The organism is Pseudomonas sp. GW823-FHT01D03 (assembly GCF_058798255.1).
This window is the reverse complement of sequence record NZ_JBXAKK010000001.1, coordinates 469,291-488,528: the sequence shown is the minus strand read 5'-3', so window position 1 is coordinate 488,528 and position 19,238 is coordinate 469,291. Positions and strand designations below refer to the sequence as shown.

Genomic DNA, 19,238 nt, shown 5'->3' with positions numbered 1-19,238 from the left:
CGCGAAGCGGCCCCAAAACCGCAGTACCAGCCAAACCGAGCCCGCCGATTTACGACTGCTGCGCAGCCGAGCGGGAGCAAGCTCCCTCGCCACAGGGTAATTTGTCACCACATATCCATAAGCTGCCTGCTAAGGTTGGCAAGCCCGTCTTCGCAACGGATAATGCCCAGTTTTTCCACCCGCGCATCGATGCGCCGCCGCGCTTGCGGTCGAAAGAGAAGACCATGAAAGACACCATTCGCCAGCTGATCCAACAAGCCCTCACCCAACTCGTCAACGAAGGTGTGTTGCCTGAAGGCCTGTCGCCGGCGATTCAGGTGGAGAACGCCCGTGACAAGACCCACGGCGACTTCGCCAGCAACATCGCCATGATGCTGGCCAAGCCTGCGGGCATGAAGCCGCGCGATCTGGCAGAGAAAATCATCGCCGCACTGCCGGCCGACGAGAACGTCACCAAGGCCGAAATCGCCGGTCCAGGCTTCATCAATTTCTTCCAGAACACCCAGGCCCTCGCCTCGCGCCTCGACGCCGCTTTGGCTGACGCTCACGTTGGCGTGCGCAAGGCCGGCCCGGCGCAGCGCACCGTGGTCGACCTGTCGGCACCGAACCTGGCCAAAGAGATGCACGTCGGCCACTTGCGCTCGACCATCATCGGCGACGGCGTGGCCCGCGTTCTCGAATTCCTCGGCGACGAAGTGATCCGCCAGAACCACGTGGGCGACTGGGGCACCCAGTTCGGCATGTTGATGGCGTATCTGCAGGAAAACCCGATCACCAGCGATGAGCTGTCCGACCTGGAAAACTTCTACCGCGCCGCCAAGCAGCGTTTCGACGAATCCGAAGAATTCGCCGACCGCGCCCGTGGTCTGGTGGTCAAGCTGCAAGCCGGCGATGCCGAGTGCCTGGCGCTGTGGACCAAGTTCAAGGACATCTCGCTGTCGCACTGCCAGAAGATCTACGAACTGCTCAACGTCAAACTGACCATGGCCGACGTGATGGGCGAAAGCGCCTACAACGACGACCTGATCAACGTGGTCAACGACTTGAAGGCCGCCGGCATGCTGGTCGAGAGCAACGGCGCCCAGTGCGTGTTCCTCGACGAGTTCAAGAACGCCGACGGCGATCCGCTGCCAGTGATCATCGTCAAGGCTGATGGCGGTTACCTGTACGCCACCACTGACCTGGCGGCCGTGCGCTACCGCAGCGGCAAGCTGAAGGCTGACCGCGCACTGTACTTCGTCGACCAACGTCAGGCCCTGCACTTCCAGCAAGTGTTCGCCGTGGCGCGCAAGGCCGGTTTCGTGACCCATCCGATGGAAATGGAGCACATGGGCTTCGGTACCATGAACGGCGCCGATGGCCGCCCATTCAAGACCCGTGACGGCGGCACCGTGAAGCTGATCGACCTGCTGACCGAAGCGCAGGAACGTGCCTATAACCTGGTCAAAGAGAAGAACCCGACACTGGCCGAAGACGAACTGCGCAACATCGCCAAGGTTGTCGGCATCGGTGCGGTGAAATACGCCGACCTGTCCAAGCACCGCACCAGCGACTACAGCTTCAACTTCGACCTGATGCTGAATTTCGAAGGCAACACCGCGCCATACCTGCTGTACGCCTACACCCGTGTCGCCGGTGTGTTCCGCAAACTGGGCAAGGACTTCAGCGAAGTCGACGGCCAGATCGTCCTCGAAGCGGCGCACGAGCAAGAGCTGGCGGCGAAGCTGGCGCAGTTCGGCGAAGTGCTGAACAACGTCGCGGAAAAAGGCACACCGCACATCCTCTGCACCTATTTGTATGACGTCGCCGGTCTGTTCTCCAGCTTCTACGAGAACTGCCCGATCCTCGCCGCCGAAACGCCGGCCCAGATGCAGAGCCGTCTGCGTCTGGCCGCGCTGACCGGTCGTACTCTCAAGCAAGGCCTGGAGCTGCTGGGCCTGGAAACTCTGGAGCGCATGTAAGTTGGCTGCCAAGAAAAAACCTGCACCCAAGCGTGGCGCCAGCCGTTACCAAGCTCCTGCAAAGCAACCGATCCCGGGCTGGCTGTGGATGGCCATCGGCCTGACGGTCGGTGCGTTCATCGTGTTCTTGATGAAACTGGAGCCGGGCAAGGGCAGCGACACGGTCAAGCGCGAGAAAATCGAGCAGGCGCAACAGCAGAAAGCGTCGAAGATCGCCGAGGCCAACAAGACTCCGCCGAGCCCGACGCAACCGGTGAAGCCGAAGTACGACTTCTACACGCTACTGCCGGAATCGGAAGTGATCGTGCCGCCGGACGCCGTGCCGGAGAAAACCCTGCCGACGCCACAAGTGCCGACCACGCCGGTCACACCGGCGGAAGCGGCGAAAATCGACACCGCGCGGGCGCAGGCTGCGCTGTCGGGCATTACCCCGCCACCCGCGCCACCGGTGGCGAAAGCGGCGCCGGTGACCAAGTTCTTCCTCCAGGCCGGTTCGTTCCGCAAAGAGGCGGATGCGGATAAGGTGCGGGCGCAGATCATCCTGCTGGGCCAGGCCGTTTCGGTTGAGTCGGGCACGGTGAAGGACGAAACCTGGTATCGCGTATTGGTCGGCCCGTTCAGTAATCGCGAGCAACTGACCACCGCACAGAAACAACTGGCCGGCAGCGGCTTCAGCAACCTGTTGTTACAACAACGCCAGAGCCGCTGACCTCTCGCCGAACGTAAATCGTTCGGCGGACTTTGTGGCGAGGGAGCTTGCTCCCGCTGGGGTGCGAAGCGCCCCCAAACCCTGTGAATCCAGTGCGTCAGACAGCCCGGGACTGCAGGTTTTACGACTGCTGCGCAGCCGAGCGGGAGCGAGCTCCCTCGCCACAGAGGTTTGCACCACCCCTTCATCACCGCTCGTCCCCTCTCTCCGCCCCCGGTTGAAATCCTTTCCAGCACCCCCATATGAATGGGCATAAGGCATTTTCGCCCCGCTGCGTGGAGACTCTTCCCTTGACCACCATCGTTTCAGTTCGCCGCCACGGCAAAGTCGTCATGGGCGGCGACGGCCAGGTTTCTCTCGGCAACACCGTGATGAAAGGCAACGCCAAAAAGGTGCGTCGCCTGTACCACGGCCAGGTCATCGCCGGTTTCGCCGGTGCCACCGCCGACGCCTTCACTCTGTTCGAACGTTTCGAAGGCCAGCTTGAGAAACATCAGGGCCACCTGATCCGCGCCGCTGTCGAACTCGCCAAAGAATGGCGCACCGACCGCTCCCTGAGCCGCCTCGAAGCCATGCTCGCGGTCGCCAACAAGGACGCCTCGCTGATCATCACCGGCAACGGTGACGTGGTCGAACCCGAAGACGGCCTGATCGCCATGGGTTCCGGCGGCGCCTACGCGCAAGCTGCGGCCAGCGCGCTGTTGAAAAAGACCGACCTGTCGGCCCGTGAGATCGTCGAAACCGCCCTCGGTATTGCCGGCGACATCTGTGTATTCACCAACCACACCCAGACCATTGAGGAGCAGGATCTCGCTGAATAAGCCTGACGCGGCCTAAGTGCCACGGCTTGTTTCTGCTTGAGGACCGTCAATTACTATGTCCATGACTCCCCGCGAAATCGTCCACGAACTCAACCGCCATATCATCGGCCAGGACGATGCCAAGCGCGCCGTCGCGATTGCCCTGCGCAACCGCTGGCGCCGCATGCAGCTGCCTGAAGAGCTGCGTGTTGAAGTGACCCCGAAAAACATCCTGATGATCGGCCCGACCGGTGTCGGTAAAACCGAGATCGCCCGTCGTCTGGCGAAACTGGCCAACGCGCCGTTCATCAAGGTCGAAGCGACCAAATTCACCGAAGTCGGCTACGTTGGCCGTGACGTCGAATCGATCATCCGTGATCTGGCCGACGCCGCGATCAAGATGCTCCGCGAGCAGGAAATGACCCGCGTGCGCCACCGTGCCGAAGACGCTGCCGAGGACCGTATCCTCGACGCACTGCTGCCACCGGCACGTATGGGCTTCAGCAATGAAGAGGCACCGAGCAGCGATTCCAACACCCGTCAGTTGTTCCGCAAACGCCTGCGCGAAGGTCAGCTGGACGACAAGGAAATCGAGATCGAAGTCGCCGAAGTGGCCGGCATCGAGATCGCTACACCACCTGGCATGGAAGAGATGACCAGCCAGTTGCAGAACCTGTTCGCCAACATGGGCAAGGGCAAGAAGAAAGCGCGCAAGCTCAAGGTCAAAGAAGCGCTGAAACTGGTGCGCGACGAAGAGGCCGGGCGCTTGGTCAACGAAGAAGAGCTGAAAGCCAAGGCCCTGGAAGCGGTCGAGCAGCACGGCATCGTGTTCATCGACGAAATCGACAAGGTCGCCAAGCGCGGTAATGTCGGCGGCGCCGATGTCTCCCGTGAAGGCGTACAGCGCGACCTGCTGCCGCTGATCGAGGGCTGCACCGTCAACACCAAGCTGGGCATGGTCAAGACCGACCACATCCTGTTCATCGCCTCCGGTGCGTTCCACCTGAGCAAGCCGAGCGATCTGGTGCCTGAGCTGCAAGGCCGTCTGCCGATCCGTGTCGAGCTCAAGGCGCTGAGCCCGGAAGACTTCGAGCGCATCCTCAGCGAGCCGCACGCTTCGCTCACCGAGCAATATTGCGCGCTGCTGAAAACCGAAGGCCTGAACATCCAGTTCCAGCCGGAAGGCATCAAGCGTCTGGCGGAGATCGCCTGGCAGGTCAACGAGAAGACCGAGAACATCGGTGCCCGTCGTCTGCACACGCTGCTTGAGCGTCTGCTGGAAGAAGTGTCGTTCAGTGCCGGCGACCTGGCCAGCGCGCATGACGACAAGCCGATCCTGATCGACGCTGCATACGTCAACAGCCACCTGGGCGAATTGGCGCAGAACGAAGACCTGTCCCGTTATATCCTGTAAGCCATACTTACAGCGGTAGCGGACCCTGTGGGAGCGGGCTTGCTCGCGAAGAGGCCGTGCCAGTCGACACCCATGTTGGCTGACACACCGCATTCGCGAGCAAGCCCGCTCCCACATTTGAATCAGGGTCGCCCACACAACGGACGCCAGACCATGACCTCAATCCCCACCGACATCAAACTGCACAAAGCCTCGAAAACCCTGACGCTCAAATACGCGTCCGGCGAGGAGTACACCCTGCCCGCCGAATTTCTGCGCGTGCATTCCCCTTCCGCCGAGGTCCAGGGCCACGGCAAACCGATCCTGCAATTCGGCAAGCTCAATGTCGGCCTCAGCGGCCTGGAACCGGCCGGTCAGTACGCACTGAAATTGACCTTCGACGACGGTCACGACAGCGGCTTGTTCACCTGGGATTATCTCTACGAGCTGGGGCGACGTCATGACGCACTCTGGGCCGATTATCTGGCCGAGCTCAAAGCGGCCGGGAAAACCCGCGATCCGGACGAGTCAATCGTCAAGCTGATGCTCTAGTCCGAGACTCTTGCTCTTTAGAGGGCATTTTCTAAATTCATCTGTTTGAATGCTCTGCTGTGTGGCCGAGGATCGGCCTGCTTGCGAAAAAAATTAAACTCGGGTAACCAATGGAGCTGGCAAGTTCCCTGCAGTGCTCTACGACTGTAAAGCAGCTATGCAGAATTAACGGTCACCCGAGCAGTAGTACCTGGCATTCGCTGTGGAACTGCACAGCAGAAACCGGGTACTCGTCTCAGGACAATGGAGCGTCGTAGATGAGTAACAAAAATAACGATGACCTGAAGTACCAAGCCTCGGAAAACACCCTGGGGCTTAATCCCGTCGTTGGGCTGCGCGGAAAGGATCTGCTGGCCTCTGCTCGAATGGTGCTGACCCAGGCCATCAGACAACCGATCCATAGCGTCAAGCACGTGACCCATTTCGGTCTCGAACTGAAGAACGTGCTGTTCGGCAAATCCGAACTGCAACCGGCCAGCGATGACCGTCGCTTCGCGGATCCGGCCTGGAGCCAGAACCCTCTCTACAAACGTTATCTGCAAACCTATCTGGCGTGGCGCAAGGAGCTCCATTCCTGGATCGACGACAGCAGCCTGTCACCCAAAGACATCGCGCGCGGCCACTTCGTGATCAACCTGATGACCGAAGCCATGGCCCCGACCAACACCGCCGCCAACCCGGCAGCGGTCAAACGCTTCTTCGAAACCGGCGGCAAAAGCCTGCTAGACGGCCTTTCGCATCTGGCCAAGGATCTGGTGCACAACGGCGGCATGCCGAGCCAGGTCAACATGGGCGCGTTCGAGGTCGGCAAGAGCCTGGGCGTGACCGAAGGCGCAGTGGTGTTTCGCAACGACGTGCTGGAGCTGATCCAGTACAGGCCGATCACCGAGCAGGTACACGAACGCCCATTGCTCGTGGTGCCGCCACAGATCAACAAGTTCTACGTATTCGACCTGAGCCCGGACAAGAGTCTGGCGCGCTTCTGCCTGCGCAATAACGTACAGACCTTCATCGTCAGCTGGCGCAACCCGACCAAGGCCCAGCGCGAGTGGGGCCTGTCGACCTACATCGATGCGCTCAAGGAAGCGGTCGACGTGGTCACAGCCATCACCGGCAGCAAAGACGTGAACATGCTCGGCGCCTGCTCCGGCGGTATCACCTGCACTGCGCTGCTCGGCCACTACGCCGCCCTCGGACAGAACAAGGTCAACGCCCTGACCCTGCTGGTCAGCGTGCTCGACACCACCCTGGACAGCGACGTCGCTCTGTTCGTCGACGAACAGACGCTGGAGACCGCCAAGCGCCATTCGTATCAGGCCGGCGTGCTCGAAGGAAAAGACATGGCCAAGGTCTTCGCGTGGATGCGCCCCAACGACCTGATCTGGAACTACTGGGTCAACAACTACCTGCTCGGTAACGAGCCGCCGGTGTTCGACATCCTGTTCTGGAACAACGACACCACCCGGTTGCCGGCCGCGTTCCACGGCGACCTGATCGAGATGTTCAAAAACAACCCACTGATCCGCCCCAATGCACTGGAAGTGTGCGGCACGCCGATCGACCTCAAGCAGGTCACCGCCGATATCTTCTCGCTGGCCGGCACCAACGACCACATCACCCCGTGGAAGTCCTGCTACAAGTCGGCGCAGCTGTTTGGTGGCAAGGTCGAGTTCGTGCTGTCGAGCAGCGGGCACATCCAGAGCATCCTGAACCCGCCGGGCAACCCGAAATCGCGCTACATGACCAGCGAAGGCATGGCCGCCAATGCCGACGAATGGCAAGAGAACTCGACCAAGCACACTGATTCCTGGTGGCTGTACTGGCAGGCGTGGCAGGCCGAACGCTCGGGCAATCTGAAAAAGGCGCCACTGAAACTGGGCAACAAGGCGTATCCGGCAGGCGAGGCCTCGCCGGGCACCTACGTTCACGAGCGGTAACTGACACACCTTATGCCCCTGTGGGAGCGGGCTTGTGGTGAGGGGATTCATCCCCGATGGGTCGCGCAGCGGCCCCAAAACCTGCAATCGCGGCAACTATGATTCTCCGCGTTCGAGGGTGTGCGACTGCTTCGCAGTCGATCGGGGATAAATCCCCTCGCCACAGTGCCCGCTCCCACAAGGGATTGGAGGTGATATTGAGATTGACCCATAGGGCCTGAAGCATGCCGCAACCGTTCATTTTCCGTACCGTCGATCTGGATGGGCAGACCCTCCGCACCGCGGTACGCCCCGGCAAGCCTCATTTGACGCCCTTGCTGATTTTCAACGGCATCGGCGCCAACCTGGAGCTGGTGTTTCCGTTTGTCGCGGCGCTGGACCCGGATCTGGAAGTGATCGCCTTCGACGTGCCCGGTGTCGGCGGCTCGTCGACGCCCAACCGGCCGTATCGCTTTCCCGGGTTGGCGAAGCTGACAGCGCGGATGCTCGATTACCTCGACTACGGTCAGGTCAATGTGATCGGCGTGTCCTGGGGCGGTGCGCTGGCGCAGCAATTCGCCCACGACTACCCCGAACGCTGCAAGAAACTGGTGCTGGCGGCGACTGCGGCCGGCGCCTTCATGGTGCCGGGCAAGCCGAAAGTGCTGTGGATGATGGCCAGCCCCCGGCGCTACATCCAGCCGTCTCACGTGATCCGCATTGCGCCGTTGATCTACGGCGGCTCGTTCCGCCGCGACCCGACCCTGGCTGCCAGCCATGCGGCGAAAGTGCGTTCGGCGGGCAAGCTCGGTTACTACTGGCAGCTGTTCGCCGGCCTCGGCTGGACCAGCATTCACTGGCTGCACAAGATCCATCAGCCGACCCTGGTGCTGGCCGGCGACGACGATCCACTGATCCCGCTGATCAACATGCGCATGCTCGCCTGGCGGATTCCCAACGCCCAACTGCACATCATCGACGACGGTCATCTGTTCCTGATCACCCGCGCCGAAGCCGTGGCGCCGATCATCATGAAATTCCTTGAGGAGGAGCGGCAGCGCGCCGTGATGCACCCGCATCCGACCCCGCTGGGCGGATAAATCACGGCGGCAGGCTTTATGCAGGGTTTTGAACAACGTGCGCGGCAGGACGCCGCGCAGGCAGCAACCCATAACAGCGACTATGGTGTTCTGGTTCGGTGAGTTTGTTTTTGACCTGAAGACGAAGGAGTGTTGAGTCATGCGCGACAAACCTGCGACGGGCGTAGTGCCCAGTCCCGCCGTGTTCATCAATGCACAAAGTGCAATGACCGGCCTGCGTGGGCGGGACCTGCTCTCGACCTTGCGCAGCGTCGCCGCCCACGGTCTGCGCAACCCGATTCACAGCGCGAAGCACGCCTTGAAACTCGGTGGCCAGCTCGGTCGCGTGCTGCTCGGTGAAACCCTGCACCCGACCAACCCGCAGGACGCGCGGTTCGCCGATCCGGCGTGGAGCCTCAATCCGTTCTACCGGCGCAGCCTGCAGGCGTATCTGGCCTGGCAGAAACAGGTCAAGAGCTGGATCGATGAAAGCAGCATGAGCGAGGACGACCGCGCCCGCGCGCACTTCGCGTTCACCTTGCTCAACGATGCCGTCGCGCCCTCCAACACCTTGCTCAATCCGCTGGCGGTGAAGGAACTGTTCAATTCCGGCGGTCAGAGCCTGGTACGCGGCCTGAGCCATCTGTTCGATGATCTGCTGCACAACGATGGCCTGCCGCGACAGGTTACCAAGCAGGCGTTCGAGGTCGGCAAGACCGTTGCCACCACCACCGGCGCGGTGGTGTTTCGCAACGAGATGCTGGAGCTGATCCAGTACAAGCCAATGAGCGAAAAACAGTACGCCAAGCCGCTGCTGGTGGTGCCACCGCAAATCAACAAGTACTACATTTTCGACCTCAGCCCGCAGAACAGCTTCGTCCAGTACGCGCTGAAAAACGGCCTGCAGACCTTCATGATCAGTTGGCGCAACCCGGACGTACGCCATCGCGAATGGGGCCTGTCGACCTACGTCGAGGCGGTGGAAGAAGCGATGAATATCTGCCGGGCGATCACCGGCGCGCGCGAGGTCAACCTGATGGGTGCCTGCGCCGGTGGCCTGACCATCGCCGCGCTGCAGGGTCATCTGCAGGCCAAACGGCAACTGCGACGGATCTCCAGTGCGACCTATCTGGTCAGCCTGCTCGACAGCGAGATCGAAACCCCGACCACCCTGTTCGCCGACGAACAGACCATCGAAGCGGCCAAACGCCGCTCCTATCAGCGAGGCGTGCTCGACGGTCGCGACATGGCCAAGGTGTTTGCCTGGATGCGGCCCAACGATTTGATCTGGAGCTACTTCGTCAATAACTACCTGCTCGGCAAAGAGCCGCCGGCCTTCGACATTCTGTACTGGAACAACGACAACACCCGCCTGCCCGCCGCGTTCCACGGCGACCTGCTGGACTTCTTCAAACACAATCCGCTGACCCACCCGGGCGGGCTGGAAGTCTGCGGTACGCCAATCGACCTGCAGAAAGTCACCGTCGACAGCTTCAGCGTGGCCGGCATGAACGACCACATCACGCCGTGGGACGCAGTGTATCGCTCGACCCTGCTGCTCGGCGGCGAGCGGCGCTTCGTACTGTCCAACAGCGGCCACGTGCAAAGCATCCTCAACCCGCCGAGCAACCCCAAAGCCAATTACGTGGAGAACGGCAAGCTCAGCAGCGATCCGCGCGCCTGGTATTACGACGCCAAGCGCGTCGACGGCAGTTGGTGGCCGCAGTGGCTGGAGTGGATTCAGCAGCGCTCCGGCGCCCAGCGCGAAACCCTGATGACCCTCGGCAATCCGAACTATCCACCGATGGAAGCAGCACCCGGCACCTACGTGCATGTGCGCTGACGCTTAACCGAACTTTTCTAAGAAGACTGGATGAAAACCCGCGACCGGATTCTCGAATGTGCCCTGCAACTGTTCAACGAAAAGGGTGAGCCCAACGTCTCCACCATGGAAGTTGCCAACGAAATGGGGATCAGCCCCGGCAACCTCTACTACCACTTCCACGGCAAGGAGCCGATGATTCTCGGCCTGTTCGAGCGCTTCCAGAACGAACTGGCGCCGCTGCTTGATCCGCCATCGGATGCCGAACTGGCGCCGGAGGATTACTGGCTGTTTCTGCACCTGATCGTCGAGCGTCTGGCGCAGTACCGGTTTCTGTTCCAGGACCTGTCGAACCTCGCCGGGCGCCTGCCGAAACTGGCCAAGGGCATTCGCAACCTGCTCAACGCGCTCAAGCGCACGCTGGCATCCTTGCTGGCGCGGTTGAAGGCATCGGGGCAACTGGTCAGCGACACCCAGGCGTTGGGGCAACTGGTGGAACAGATCACCATGACCCTGCTGTTCTCGCTGGACTATCAACGGATTCTCGATCGCGAAGGCGAGGTCAAGCTGGTGGTGTACCAGATCATGATGCTGGTGGCGCCGCATCTGCTGCCGCCGGTGAAAGTCGCTACTGAACGGATGGCATTGCAGTACCTCGAAGATCACGACTGAATGGGCTACACATTGCCCCCCCCTGTGGGAGCGGGCTTGCTCGCGAAAGCGGTGGCTCAGCCAACATCAATGCTGAATGACACACCGCCTTCGCGAGCAAGCCCGCTCCCACACGAGAATGGCGTTGTTCCAGCGATTCTCTGCACAAACAAAAACGCCCGACCTTCACAGGCCGGGCGTTTTGTTTTGCCCTGAAAAATCAGGACTGACTGGTTGGCGTCGACGGGGTCGATGCAGCAGTCGGGGTAGCTACCGGAGTCGGTGCAGCGGCCGAGTTCGACGCGCTGGCCGGGGTTGCCGGGGTGGCTGGCTTGGCTGCTGCGGGCGCAGCTGGCTTCGGCGCAGCGGCTTTCGGCGCGGCCGGTTTTTTCACTGCCGGTTTTTTCGCCGCAGCCGGTTTGGCCGCTGGCTTGGCAGCCGGTTTGGCGGCAGCGGTTTTCGCTGCTGGCTTGGCTGCTGGCTTCGCCGCGGTTTTAGCGGCAGGCTTCGCAGCTGCCTTGGCGGCTGCAACCGGCTTGGCCGCTGCTTTCGCAGCAGGTTTGGCGGCAGCCGATTTCGCTACGGATTTAACGGCTGTTTTAGCCTTCGCCACCGGTTTGGCAGCCGCTTTGACCAATGGCTTGGCAGCAGTTTTGGCCGCCGGTTTTGCCGCTGCAGTTTTAGCGGCTGGTTTGGCCGCAGCGGTTTTCGCCGCTACCGGACGCGCCTTCTCGCCAGTGAGTTTCTCGATCTGCTTGGTCAGCGTCTCGACTTTGCTGTGCAGCGCTTTGACTTCATTGCGGCTAGGCACACCCAGGCGCGAAATCGCACTGTTCAGGCGCTTGTCGAAAGCCCCTTCCAGCTCGTCCCACTTGCCCAGTGCGCGATCTTTCACGCCGCTGATGCGCGATTTGGCCGAAGAAGCAGAGTCCTTGGCGGCATCGACCTTCTTGCCGACTGCAGACTTGGTGAGCTTCTCGGCTTTCTCGCCGTCTTTGACCAATGTATCGAAGAGCTTGCTGCCGTCAGTGTCGATCTTCGAGTACACGCCTAAACCAGCCAGCCAGATTTTGCGGGAGTAGTCTTCGACTTTCCCAATCCACGAGCTGCCTTCTTTATCGGTGTTCTTTTTACCAGCCATCCCGTTCTCCTTAAGATTTACGCGCGACGCGTTCGAGCAATGCCGTCAGCTCATCGAGCTTAGCAGAGAGTGTCTCAACGTCATGTTTAGACGGAATGCCGATACGATTCAAGGCGCTTGCTACACGGGAGTCGAACGCCTTCTCGACCTTGTCGAGCTGAACTTCGACGCGACCTTTGAACGAGCTGACTTCATCCCTGGCTTCATCGATCTCGGCGTTGGCCGCTTCGAGTTTTTCGGTGACGACTTTTTTGCCTTTCTTTTCAACAGTTTGACCAGCCTTGATCAACTCTTGAAAGTACTCGCTACCCTCTTGGCCGACCTTGGTGTAGGCACCCAGGCCTGCCAGCCAGATCTTGCGGGCATAGGATTTGACGTCGCTCAGAGCAGAAGTCGAAGCGTCGATTTTTTTCTTCAGAATGACTTTGGCCATGGTGCACCTCACGCGCAGAAGGTTTGAGGAACTGCCCGCAGATGTGTCGGGCTCAGGCACAAAGTAGGGAGAAAAATTAGAAACGGCACCCTAACAACTGACATAAACAGCGGGAGCGCCACAGAACAAATGTAGGAGTGAGCCTGCTCGCGATAGCGGTCTGTCAATCAACATTCCAGTGACTGACAGACCGCTATCGCGAGCAGGCTCACTCCTACAGGGGATCGTGTTTCAGACCAGCGCTTTGTCCAGCGCCTTCTCGATCTCGGCTTTGATCATGCCGCTCATGGCCGACATCATGATGCCCAGTTCCACGTCAACGCGGATCGAATCGTCTGCCACATGCACCGCGCCTTTGACGCCCGAGCGCTTGAGGTTCAGGGTGTCGCCCGACCACTGCGGCTCCAGGCCATATTGATCGGAGAGTTTCTGCGCCAGCTTGTCGGCCTTCTCGCGGGCGGCTTCCTTGCCCAGGCTGTGGGCACGCTCAACACTGATTTTGGCCATCGAATGACTCCTGCTTGATGAATAGGTGACGGTAAATCTTGACCGCGTCTGCGGCAAATCGTCCCGAAGGTCGCCCATCTTACCTTTAGCCATTCCAAGACAAAGCATGGCTTGGGGATTAGAATGTCGCGCATTCTCTTTTGGTGACAGCGATATGACTGATCAGCGCAAAGGCAGCGATGCCGAACCCACCACTCACTTCGGCTTCAAAAACGTTCCGGAAAGCCAGAAAGCGGAAAAAGTCGCTGAGGTGTTCCACTCCGTAGCCGCGAAGTACGACCTGATGAACGACCTTCTGTCGGGCGGCATGCACCGTCTGTGGAAGCGTTTCGCGATCGAACTGTCCGGTGTGCGTGCAGGCAACCGCGTGCTCGACATCGCCGGCGGCACCGGTGACCTGACCAAGAAATTCTCGCACCTGGTTGGCCCGACCGGCCAAGTGGTACTGGCCGACATTAACGAATCGATGCTCAAGGTCGGCCGTGACCGCCTGCTGGATCTGGGTGTGTCGGGCAACGTCGAATTCGTTCAGGCGGACGCGGAAAAACTGCCGTTCCCGGACAACCACTTTGACTGCGTGACCATCGCCTTCGGCCTGCGCAACGTGACGCACAAAGAAGACGCCCTGCGCTCGATGCTGCGCGTGCTCAAGCCCGGCGGCCGTCTGCTGGTGCTGGAATTCTCCAAGCCGACCAACGCACTGATGTCGAAAGCCTACGACGCTTACTCGTTCGCCTTCATGCCGCTGATGGGCAAGCTGATCACCAACGATTCGGAAAGCTATCGCTACCTGGCCGAATCGATCCGCATGCACCCGAATCAGGAAACCCTGAAGTCGATGATGGTCGACGCCGGTTTCGACCGCGTGACCTATCACAACATGACCGCAGGCATCGTCGCCCTGCACCGCGGCATCAAGCCCTGATGTTACTTACCGGGCTGCTCGCCAGCGTCGAACTCGGCCTCAACCGGGTGCTGCGTCTCGACAGCACGGCGCTGCCGCGGCTGGCGCATCTGACCGGCAAAGTGATTGCCGTCGATTGCCGCAGCCCGGCGCTGCAACTGTTCATCCTGCCCAGCGATGAGGGCCTGATGCTCGCCTCGCACTGGGAAACCGGCGTCGACTGCACTCTGCGCGCCCCGGCGTCGAGCCTGGTGAAACTGGCCGTGAGCAAAGACAAGACCGCGGTGCTGCATGCCCCGGAAGTCGAGCTCGACGGTGACAGCGGCGTACTGCTGGAACTGGCCGGGGTGCTGCAGGACCTGGAGCTGGACTGGGAGTACGAACTCTCGCGCTGGCTCGGCCCGGTCGCCACGCAACTGATCGGTGGCCATATGCGCAGTCGTGCACGCTGGTATCAACAAGGATTTGCCAGCCTCAACCAGAATCTCGCCGAATACCTCGCCGAAGAATTGCGCACCCTCGTCGGCCAGCGCGAAGCCGAAGCGCGATTCAGCGAACTGGACCGGATCAAACTTGATCTGGAACGTCTCGAGGCGCGTTTCGAGCGCCTTTCCCGATCCCTCGACCCAAGCGATAACGCATGAAGCTGCTTGCCGTCCGCCGTCTGTTGCGCATCCAGCGCGTCGTGATCCGCTACCGCCTCGATGATCTGCTGTTCGAGCTGCCGCTGCCCTGGTTCCTCCTGGCGCTGCGCTACGTGCTGCCGTGGCGCTGGTTGCCGCGCAAGCCGCTGGAGCTGAGCCGTGGTGCGCGTCTGCGTCTGGCGTTGCAGGATCTGGGGCCGATCTTCATCAAGTTCGGGCAGATTCTCTCGACCCGCCGCGACCTGCTGCCGGAAGACATCGCCGATGAGCTGATGCTCCTGCAGGACCGCGTGCCGCCGTTCGATTCGCAGCTGTCGATCAAGCTGATCGAAGAACAGCTGGGCAAGAAAATCAGCGAAGTGTTCAGCCGTTTCGACGTCGAACCGCTGGCCTCGGCCTCGGTGGCACAGGTGCACGCCGCACAACTGAAGACCGGCGAAGAAGTGGTGGTCAAGGTGATCCGCCCGGGCCTGAAACCGGTGATCGCTCAGGATCTGGCGTGGCTGTTCGTTCTCGCCCGCGCCGCCGAAAAGGTCTCAGCCGACGCGCGTTTGCTGCACCCGGTCGACGTGGTGCAGGACTACGAAAAAACCATCTACGACGAGCTCGACCTGCTGCGCGAGGCGGCCAACGCCAGCCAGCTCAAGCGCAACTTCGAAGGCTCGCCGCTGCTCTACGTGCCGCAAGTCTATTGGGACTGGTGCCGGCCGAAAGTGCTTGTGATGGAGCGTATCTACGGGATTCAGGTGACGGACCTGGCGACCCTCGCCGACCAGCGCACCGACATGAAAATGCTCGCCGAACGCGGTGTGGAGATCTTCTTCACCCAGGTGTTCCGCGACAGTTTCTTCCACGCCGACATGCACCCGGGCAACATCTTCGTCAGCACCGTCAACCCGTGGAGCCCGCAGTACATCGCGATCGACTGCGGTATCGTCGGCAGCCTGACCCCGGAAGACCAGGACTACCTGGCGCGCAACCTGTTCGCTTTCTTCAAGCGCGATTACCGCCGTGTGGCGCAGTTGCATATCGATTCGGGCTGGGTGCCGGCGGAAACCAAACTCAACGAATTCGAAGCGGCGATCCGCACCGTATGCGAACCGATCTTCGAAAAACCGTTAAAAGATATTTCATTTGGCCAGGTGCTGATGCGCCTGTTCCAGACTGCGCGGCGCTTCAACATGGAAGTCCAGCCGCAGTTGGTATTGCTGCAAAAGACCCTGCTGAACATCGAAGGCCTTGGCCGTCAGCTGTACCCGGATCTGGATCTGTGGAACACCGCGCAGCCGTTCCTCGAGCGCTGGATGCGCGAACGCGTCAGCCCGAAAGCCTTGCTCGGCAACGTGCAGAGCCAGTTCGAGCAGCTGCCGCACCTGGCCAACATGGCCCGCGACCTGCTCGAACGCATGTCGCAACCGCACGCCTACGACCCGCCGCCACCGTGGCACAAACGCAAGGACGACTGGTTTCTGCGCCTGCTTGGCAGCGCACATCTGGCCGGCGGCACGATCCTCGCCGCCGGTGGCCCGCTGCACGAACTGGGGCATTGGCCGGCGGGCATCATGGTGGCCGTCGGCTTGTATCTGGTCGTTCGCCGATAGCCAGTTCGCTGATCGGCTGGCACACTGTTTCAACGCCTGAACCTGACTATTGAAGTGCGGGTTCGCTGTCGGAGTCGAAGATGAAAAACTGGCTGGACGAGATCAAGTGGGACGCTGACGGCCTGGTGCCGGCGATTGCCCAGGATCACAAGACCGGACGCGTGCTGATGATGGCCTGGATGAACCGCGAAGCGCTCGAGCTGACCGCCGCGGAAAACCGTGCAATCTACTGGTCACGTTCCCGTGGCAAGCTGTGGCGCAAGGGCGAAGAGTCCGGCCACGTACAGACCCTGCATGAAATGCGCCTGGACTGTGACGCCGACGTGATCATCCTGATGGTCGAACAGATCGGCGACATCGCTTGCCATACCGGCCGTCAAAGCTGCTTTTACCGCGTCTACGAAAACGGCGACTGGAAAACGGTCGACCCGGTTCTGAAAGACCCGCACGCCATTTATTCCGCAGGACATAAACATGAGTGACACCCTGACCCGCCTCGCTCAGGTGCTTGAAGAGCGCAAGGGCGCCGCTGCCGACAGCTCCTATGTGGCCAGTCTGTATCACAAGGGTTTGAACAAGATTCTGGAGAAAGTCGGCGAAGAGTCGGTCGAAACCATTATTGCCGCCAAGGACGCCGCCATCAGCGGTGACTGCAGCGATGTGATCTACGAGACCGCCGACCTGTGGTTCCACAGCATGGTCATGCTTGCCCAACTGGGGCAGCATCCGCAGGCCGTGCTGGATGAACTGGATCGTCGCTTCGGTCTGTCCGGACACGTCGAGAAAGCCTCGCGTCCGTCCGCCTGAACAATTTTTAGAGAGGAACAGCAACATGGGCATTTTTGACTGGAAACACTGGATCGTCATTCTGGTAGTCGTGGTGCTGGTGTTCGGCACCAAGAAACTGAAAAACCTCGGCACCGACGTCGGCGAGTCGATCAAGGGCTTCCGCAAAGCCATGAACGACGACGAAAAGCCGGCCGCCGATCCGACCGTGACGCCTGCGCAGCCGGTACCACCGGTGCAGCCGCAAGCCACCGCTCAGGCCAACCCGCCGCACACCATCGACGTGCAGGCGCAGAAAGTCGAAGAGCCGATCCGCAAAGACGTGTGAGCACTGACTAATGTTTGGTATCAGCTTCTCTGAACTGCTGCTCGTCGGCCTCGTCGCCCTGCTGGTGCTGGGCCCCGAGCGTCTGCCGGGCGCTGCGCGCACCGCCGGCCTGTGGGTCGGCCGGCTGAAGCGCAGCTTCAACGCGATCAAACAGGAAGTTGAACGTGAAATCGGTGCCGACGAGATTCGTCGGCAACTGCACAACGAGCACATCTTGTCGCTGGAGCAGGAGGCGCGGAAGATTTTCAACCCGGTTCAGCAGGAGCCGACGCCGGTTGAACATGTGGGTCAGCAGACGATTCATGCGCCGACAGCACCTGCACCCGTCGCGCCTGCTCCGACACCTGCACCTGCTGCCGTTGTAGCGCCGACAGAACCGACAGCCGTAGAAACCTCGGTTGAACACGTTGCGCCAAACGCCGCGCCGATCACACCTGCGCCTCACGACACCACTTTGCCGCCGCGAGCCCCATGAGCGATCTCCCCGAAAACGACCAGCACATGCCGCTGGTTTCGCACCTCACCGAGTTGCGCACCCGCCTGCTGCGTTGTGTGGCGGCGATCTTCATCATCTTCGCCGGGTTGTTCGCCTTCACCCAGCAGATCTACACCTTCGTCTCGACGCCGCTGCGCCAGTACCTGCCGGTCGGCGCGACGATGATCGCCACTGATGTGTCGTCGCCGTTCCTGACGCCGCTGAAGCTGACGATGATGGTCTCGCTGTTCCTCGCGATCCCGGTGATCCTGCATCAGATCTGGGGCTTCATCGCGCCGGGCCTGTACAAGCATGAGAAGCGCATCGCCGTGCCGCTGCTGGTGTCGAGCATCCTCCTGTTCTACATCGGCATGGCGTTCGCCTATTACTTCGTGTTCCCGCTGATCTTCAAATTCTTCGCCGCCGCCACCCCGGCCGGCGTGGAAATGATGACCGACATCGCCAGCTACCTCGATTTCGTCATGACGCTGTTCTTCGCCTTTGGCGTCGCGTTCGAAATCCCGGTGGCCGTGGTGCTGCTGGTGTGGATCGGCGTGGTCGACGTCGCCTACCTGAAGAAAATCCGCCCGTACGTGATCATCGGCTGCTTCGTGGTCGGCATGATCCTCACCCCGCCGGACATCTTCTCGCAGACCCTGCTGGCGGTACCGATGTGGATGCTGTTTGAAATCGGCATTCTGTTCGGCGGCCTGATCAGCAAACGCGAAAGTCCGGACGAAACGCCGGCCGACGATCACAACGACCAGCCACCAGCGACCCAGGCATGAACCTGCTGTTGCTCGAAGAGGCCGACTTCATCGCGGCCGACCGCGTCGTGCTGCGTGACCGGCGCCTGACCCACATGCAGGAAGTTCATCGTTCCGAAGTCGGTGACAGCCTGCGCGTGGGGCGGATCAATGGCTTGATGGGCTCGGCTGAGCTGCTGCGCCTTGAGGCCGGTGAAGCCGAGTTGCGTGTCACCCTCGATCAGTCACCGCCGGCCAAGCTGCCCTTGACGCTGGTATTAGCCCTGCCGCGTCCGAAGATGCTGCGACGGGTATTCCAGACCGTGGCGACCATGGGCGTGTCGAAGGTGATTCTGGTCAACAGCTACCGGGTCGAGAAGAGTTTCTGGCAGACGCCGTTTCTCGAGCCGGAAGCGATTCGCGAGAACCTGATTCTCGGCCTCGAACAGGCCCGCGATACCGTGCTGCCGGAAGTCATCATCGAGAAGCGCTTCAAACCGTTCGTCGAAGATCGTCTGCCAGCGATCAGCGAAGGCACCCTCGGTCTGGTCGGCCATCCCGGCAACTACCCGCCGTGCCCGCGCGCGTTGAGCGAACCGGTGACGCTGGCGATCGGCCCCGAAGGTGGCTGGATTCCCTACGAAATCGAGCTGCTGGGCAAGTCCGGTCTGCAACCGGTGCAACTGGGCGAACGCATCCTGCGCGTCGAAACCGCCGTCACCGCCCTGCTCGCCCGCCTGTTCTAAAACTACTGTGGCGAGGGAGCTTGCTCCCGCTTGGGCGCGAAGTC

At 61.0% G+C, this 19,238-nt stretch carries 21 protein-coding genes; 18 read left to right on the top strand and 3 right to left on the bottom strand.

The annotated features are described in order from the left end of the window. The first annotated feature begins 224 nt into the window (after nt 1-224). The 9 genes from argS (at nt 225) to AC1RBR_RS02100 (ending at nt 10,904) form a co-directional block, all read left to right on the top strand. A complete protein-coding gene (gene argS, locus AC1RBR_RS02140; RefSeq protein ID WP_440973837.1) occupies nt 225-1,961 on the top strand; it encodes an arginine--tRNA ligase in 1,737 nt (578 codons plus the stop codon). A gap of 1 nt (nt 1,962) precedes the next feature. Further along, on the top strand, nt 1,963-2,670 hold the full coding sequence (locus tag AC1RBR_RS02135; protein WP_095138001.1) for an SPOR domain-containing protein: 708 nt from the start codon (nt 1,963-1,965) through the stop codon (nt 2,668-2,670). A 290-nt stretch (nt 2,671-2,960) separates the two neighbouring features. After that, nucleotides 2,961-3,491 carry an ATP-dependent protease subunit HslV gene (hslV, locus tag AC1RBR_RS02130; protein ID WP_007968352.1) on the top strand — a complete coding sequence of 177 codons (531 nt, stop codon included), beginning with the start codon at nt 2,961-2,963 and terminating at the stop codon, nt 3,489-3,491. A gap of 55 nt (nt 3,492-3,546) precedes the next feature. Then, nucleotides 3,547-4,884: an ATP-dependent protease ATPase subunit HslU gene (hslU, locus tag AC1RBR_RS02125; RefSeq protein WP_007968354.1), complete on the top strand. Its 1,338-nt coding sequence runs from the start codon at nt 3,547-3,549 to the stop codon at nt 4,882-4,884. Nucleotides 4,885-5,037: 153 nt separating this feature from the next. Beyond that, the gene (locus AC1RBR_RS02120) at nt 5,038-5,415 is read left to right on the top strand and encodes a gamma-butyrobetaine hydroxylase family protein (protein ID WP_115985314.1); all 378 of its coding nucleotides are present in this window, start codon (nt 5,038-5,040) and stop codon (nt 5,413-5,415) included. A 257-nt stretch (nt 5,416-5,672) separates the two neighbouring features. Next, nucleotides 5,673-7,352: a class II poly(R)-hydroxyalkanoic acid synthase gene (gene phaC / locus AC1RBR_RS02115; RefSeq protein ID WP_253148774.1), complete on the top strand. Its 1,680-nt coding sequence runs from the start codon at nt 5,673-5,675 to the stop codon at nt 7,350-7,352. Between the two features lie 224 nt (nt 7,353-7,576). Next, entirely contained in the window at nt 7,577-8,431 is an 855-nt protein-coding gene (gene phaZ / locus AC1RBR_RS02110) for a poly(3-hydroxyalkanoate) depolymerase (protein ID WP_027611303.1), read from the top strand. A gap of 139 nt (nt 8,432-8,570) precedes the next feature. Beyond that, a complete protein-coding gene (gene phaC, locus AC1RBR_RS02105; protein WP_095137998.1) occupies nt 8,571-10,253 on the top strand; it encodes a class II poly(R)-hydroxyalkanoic acid synthase in 1,683 nt (560 codons plus the stop codon). Nucleotides 10,254-10,283: 30 nt separating this feature from the next. Continuing rightward, complete coding sequence (locus AC1RBR_RS02100; RefSeq protein ID WP_095137997.1) at nt 10,284-10,904, top strand: TetR/AcrR family transcriptional regulator; 621 nt, start codon at nt 10,284-10,286, stop codon at nt 10,902-10,904. A gap of 199 nt (nt 10,905-11,103) precedes the next feature. On the opposite strand, the gene AC1RBR_RS02095 is transcribed toward AC1RBR_RS02100, so the two are convergent. The 3 genes from AC1RBR_RS02095 to AC1RBR_RS02085 all read right to left on the bottom strand — a co-directional run bounded on the left by AC1RBR_RS02095 (nt 11,104) and on the right by AC1RBR_RS02085 (nt 12,964). Next, entirely contained in the window at nt 11,104-12,024 is a 921-nt protein-coding gene (locus AC1RBR_RS02095; protein WP_492562755.1) for a phasin family protein, read from the bottom strand. Between the two features lie 10 nt (nt 12,025-12,034). Next, the gene (locus AC1RBR_RS02090; RefSeq protein ID WP_492562753.1) at nt 12,035-12,457 is read right to left on the bottom strand and encodes a phasin family protein; all 423 of its coding nucleotides are present in this window, start codon (nt 12,455-12,457) and stop codon (nt 12,035-12,037) included. A gap of 231 nt (nt 12,458-12,688) precedes the next feature. Further along, nucleotides 12,689-12,964 carry a polyhydroxyalkanoic acid system family protein gene (locus tag AC1RBR_RS02085; protein WP_003220859.1) on the bottom strand — a complete coding sequence of 92 codons (276 nt, stop codon included), beginning with the start codon at nt 12,962-12,964 and terminating at the stop codon, nt 12,689-12,691. Between the two features lie 154 nt (nt 12,965-13,118). Between AC1RBR_RS02085 and ubiE the strand changes: the two genes are divergently transcribed. From ubiE to AC1RBR_RS02040, 9 genes are all read left to right on the top strand, one after another. Beyond that, on the top strand, nt 13,119-13,889 hold the full coding sequence (gene ubiE / locus AC1RBR_RS02080; protein WP_007961779.1) for a bifunctional demethylmenaquinone methyltransferase/2-methoxy-6-polyprenyl-1,4-benzoquinol methylase UbiE: 771 nt from the start codon (nt 13,119-13,121) through the stop codon (nt 13,887-13,889). After that, nucleotides 13,889-14,512, top strand: coding sequence for a ubiquinone biosynthesis accessory factor UbiJ (locus AC1RBR_RS02075; RefSeq protein WP_492562752.1), 624 nt, complete (start codon nt 13,889-13,891; stop codon nt 14,510-14,512). The genes ubiE and AC1RBR_RS02075 overlap by 1 nt, the downstream gene beginning before the upstream one ends. Continuing rightward, nucleotides 14,509-16,113, top strand: a complete 1,605-nt coding sequence (gene ubiB / locus AC1RBR_RS02070) for a ubiquinone biosynthesis regulatory protein kinase UbiB (RefSeq protein WP_095137993.1) — start codon at nt 14,509-14,511, stop codon at nt 16,111-16,113. The genes AC1RBR_RS02075 and ubiB overlap by 4 nt, the downstream gene beginning before the upstream one ends. An 80-nt stretch (nt 16,114-16,193) precedes the next feature. After that, nucleotides 16,194-16,595, top strand: a complete 402-nt coding sequence (hisI, locus tag AC1RBR_RS02065) for a phosphoribosyl-AMP cyclohydrolase (RefSeq protein ID WP_003220851.1) — start codon at nt 16,194-16,196, stop codon at nt 16,593-16,595. After that, on the top strand, nt 16,588-16,920 hold the full coding sequence (locus AC1RBR_RS02060) for a phosphoribosyl-ATP diphosphatase (RefSeq protein ID WP_003220849.1): 333 nt from the start codon (nt 16,588-16,590) through the stop codon (nt 16,918-16,920). Before hisI ends, AC1RBR_RS02060 begins: the two co-directional genes overlap by 8 nt. Before the next feature lie 25 nt (nt 16,921-16,945). Beyond that, nucleotides 16,946-17,227, top strand: coding sequence for a twin-arginine translocase TatA/TatE family subunit (locus tag AC1RBR_RS02055; RefSeq protein ID WP_003220847.1), 282 nt, complete (start codon nt 16,946-16,948; stop codon nt 17,225-17,227). Nucleotides 17,228-17,237: 10 nt separating this feature from the next. Beyond that, nucleotides 17,238-17,702: a Sec-independent protein translocase protein TatB gene (tatB, locus tag AC1RBR_RS02050; protein WP_492562748.1), complete on the top strand. Its 465-nt coding sequence runs from the start codon at nt 17,238-17,240 to the stop codon at nt 17,700-17,702. Then, entirely contained in the window at nt 17,699-18,490 is a 792-nt protein-coding gene (tatC, locus tag AC1RBR_RS02045; RefSeq protein ID WP_492562746.1) for a twin-arginine translocase subunit TatC, read from the top strand. The genes tatB and tatC overlap by 4 nt, the downstream gene beginning before the upstream one ends. Continuing rightward, on the top strand, nt 18,487-19,194 hold the full coding sequence (locus AC1RBR_RS02040) for a 16S rRNA (uracil(1498)-N(3))-methyltransferase (protein ID WP_492562744.1): 708 nt from the start codon (nt 18,487-18,489) through the stop codon (nt 19,192-19,194). Before tatC ends, AC1RBR_RS02040 begins: the two co-directional genes overlap by 4 nt. The last annotated feature ends 44 nt before the right edge of the window (nt 19,195-19,238 follow it).

Coding starts and splice junctions, on each gene's coding strand:
- argS (WP_440973837.1), top strand. CDS start 225: ATGAAAGACACCATTCGCCAGCTGATCCAACAAGCCCTCACCCAACTC.
- hslU (WP_007968354.1), top strand. CDS start 3,547: ATGTCCATGACTCCCCGCGAAATCGTCCACGAACTCAACCGCCATATC.
- AC1RBR_RS02120 (WP_115985314.1), top strand. CDS start 5,038: ATGACCTCAATCCCCACCGACATCAAACTGCACAAAGCCTCGAAAACC.
- phaC (WP_253148774.1), top strand. CDS start 5,673: ATGAGTAACAAAAATAACGATGACCTGAAGTACCAAGCCTCGGAAAAC.
- phaZ (WP_027611303.1), top strand. CDS start 7,577: ATGCCGCAACCGTTCATTTTCCGTACCGTCGATCTGGATGGGCAGACC.
- phaC (WP_095137998.1), top strand. CDS start 8,571: ATGCGCGACAAACCTGCGACGGGCGTAGTGCCCAGTCCCGCCGTGTTC.
- AC1RBR_RS02100 (WP_095137997.1), top strand. CDS start 10,284: ATGAAAACCCGCGACCGGATTCTCGAATGTGCCCTGCAACTGTTCAAC.
- AC1RBR_RS02095 (WP_492562755.1), bottom strand. CDS start 12,024: ATGGCTGGTAAAAAGAACACCGATAAAGAAGGCAGCTCGTGGATTGGG.
- AC1RBR_RS02090 (WP_492562753.1), bottom strand. CDS start 12,457: ATGGCCAAAGTCATTCTGAAGAAAAAAATCGACGCTTCGACTTCTGCT.
- AC1RBR_RS02085 (WP_003220859.1), bottom strand. CDS start 12,964: ATGGCCAAAATCAGTGTTGAGCGTGCCCACAGCCTGGGCAAGGAAGCC.
- ubiE (WP_007961779.1), top strand. CDS start 13,119: ATGACTGATCAGCGCAAAGGCAGCGATGCCGAACCCACCACTCACTTC.
- AC1RBR_RS02075 (WP_492562752.1), top strand. CDS start 13,889: ATGTTACTTACCGGGCTGCTCGCCAGCGTCGAACTCGGCCTCAACCGG.
- ubiB (WP_095137993.1), top strand. CDS start 14,509: ATGAAGCTGCTTGCCGTCCGCCGTCTGTTGCGCATCCAGCGCGTCGTG.
- hisI (WP_003220851.1), top strand. CDS start 16,194: ATGAAAAACTGGCTGGACGAGATCAAGTGGGACGCTGACGGCCTGGTG.
- AC1RBR_RS02060 (WP_003220849.1), top strand. CDS start 16,588: ATGAGTGACACCCTGACCCGCCTCGCTCAGGTGCTTGAAGAGCGCAAG.
- AC1RBR_RS02055 (WP_003220847.1), top strand. CDS start 16,946: ATGGGCATTTTTGACTGGAAACACTGGATCGTCATTCTGGTAGTCGTG.
- tatB (WP_492562748.1), top strand. CDS start 17,238: ATGTTTGGTATCAGCTTCTCTGAACTGCTGCTCGTCGGCCTCGTCGCC.
- tatC (WP_492562746.1), top strand. CDS start 17,699: ATGAGCGATCTCCCCGAAAACGACCAGCACATGCCGCTGGTTTCGCAC.
- AC1RBR_RS02040 (WP_492562744.1), top strand. CDS start 18,487: ATGAACCTGCTGTTGCTCGAAGAGGCCGACTTCATCGCGGCCGACCGC.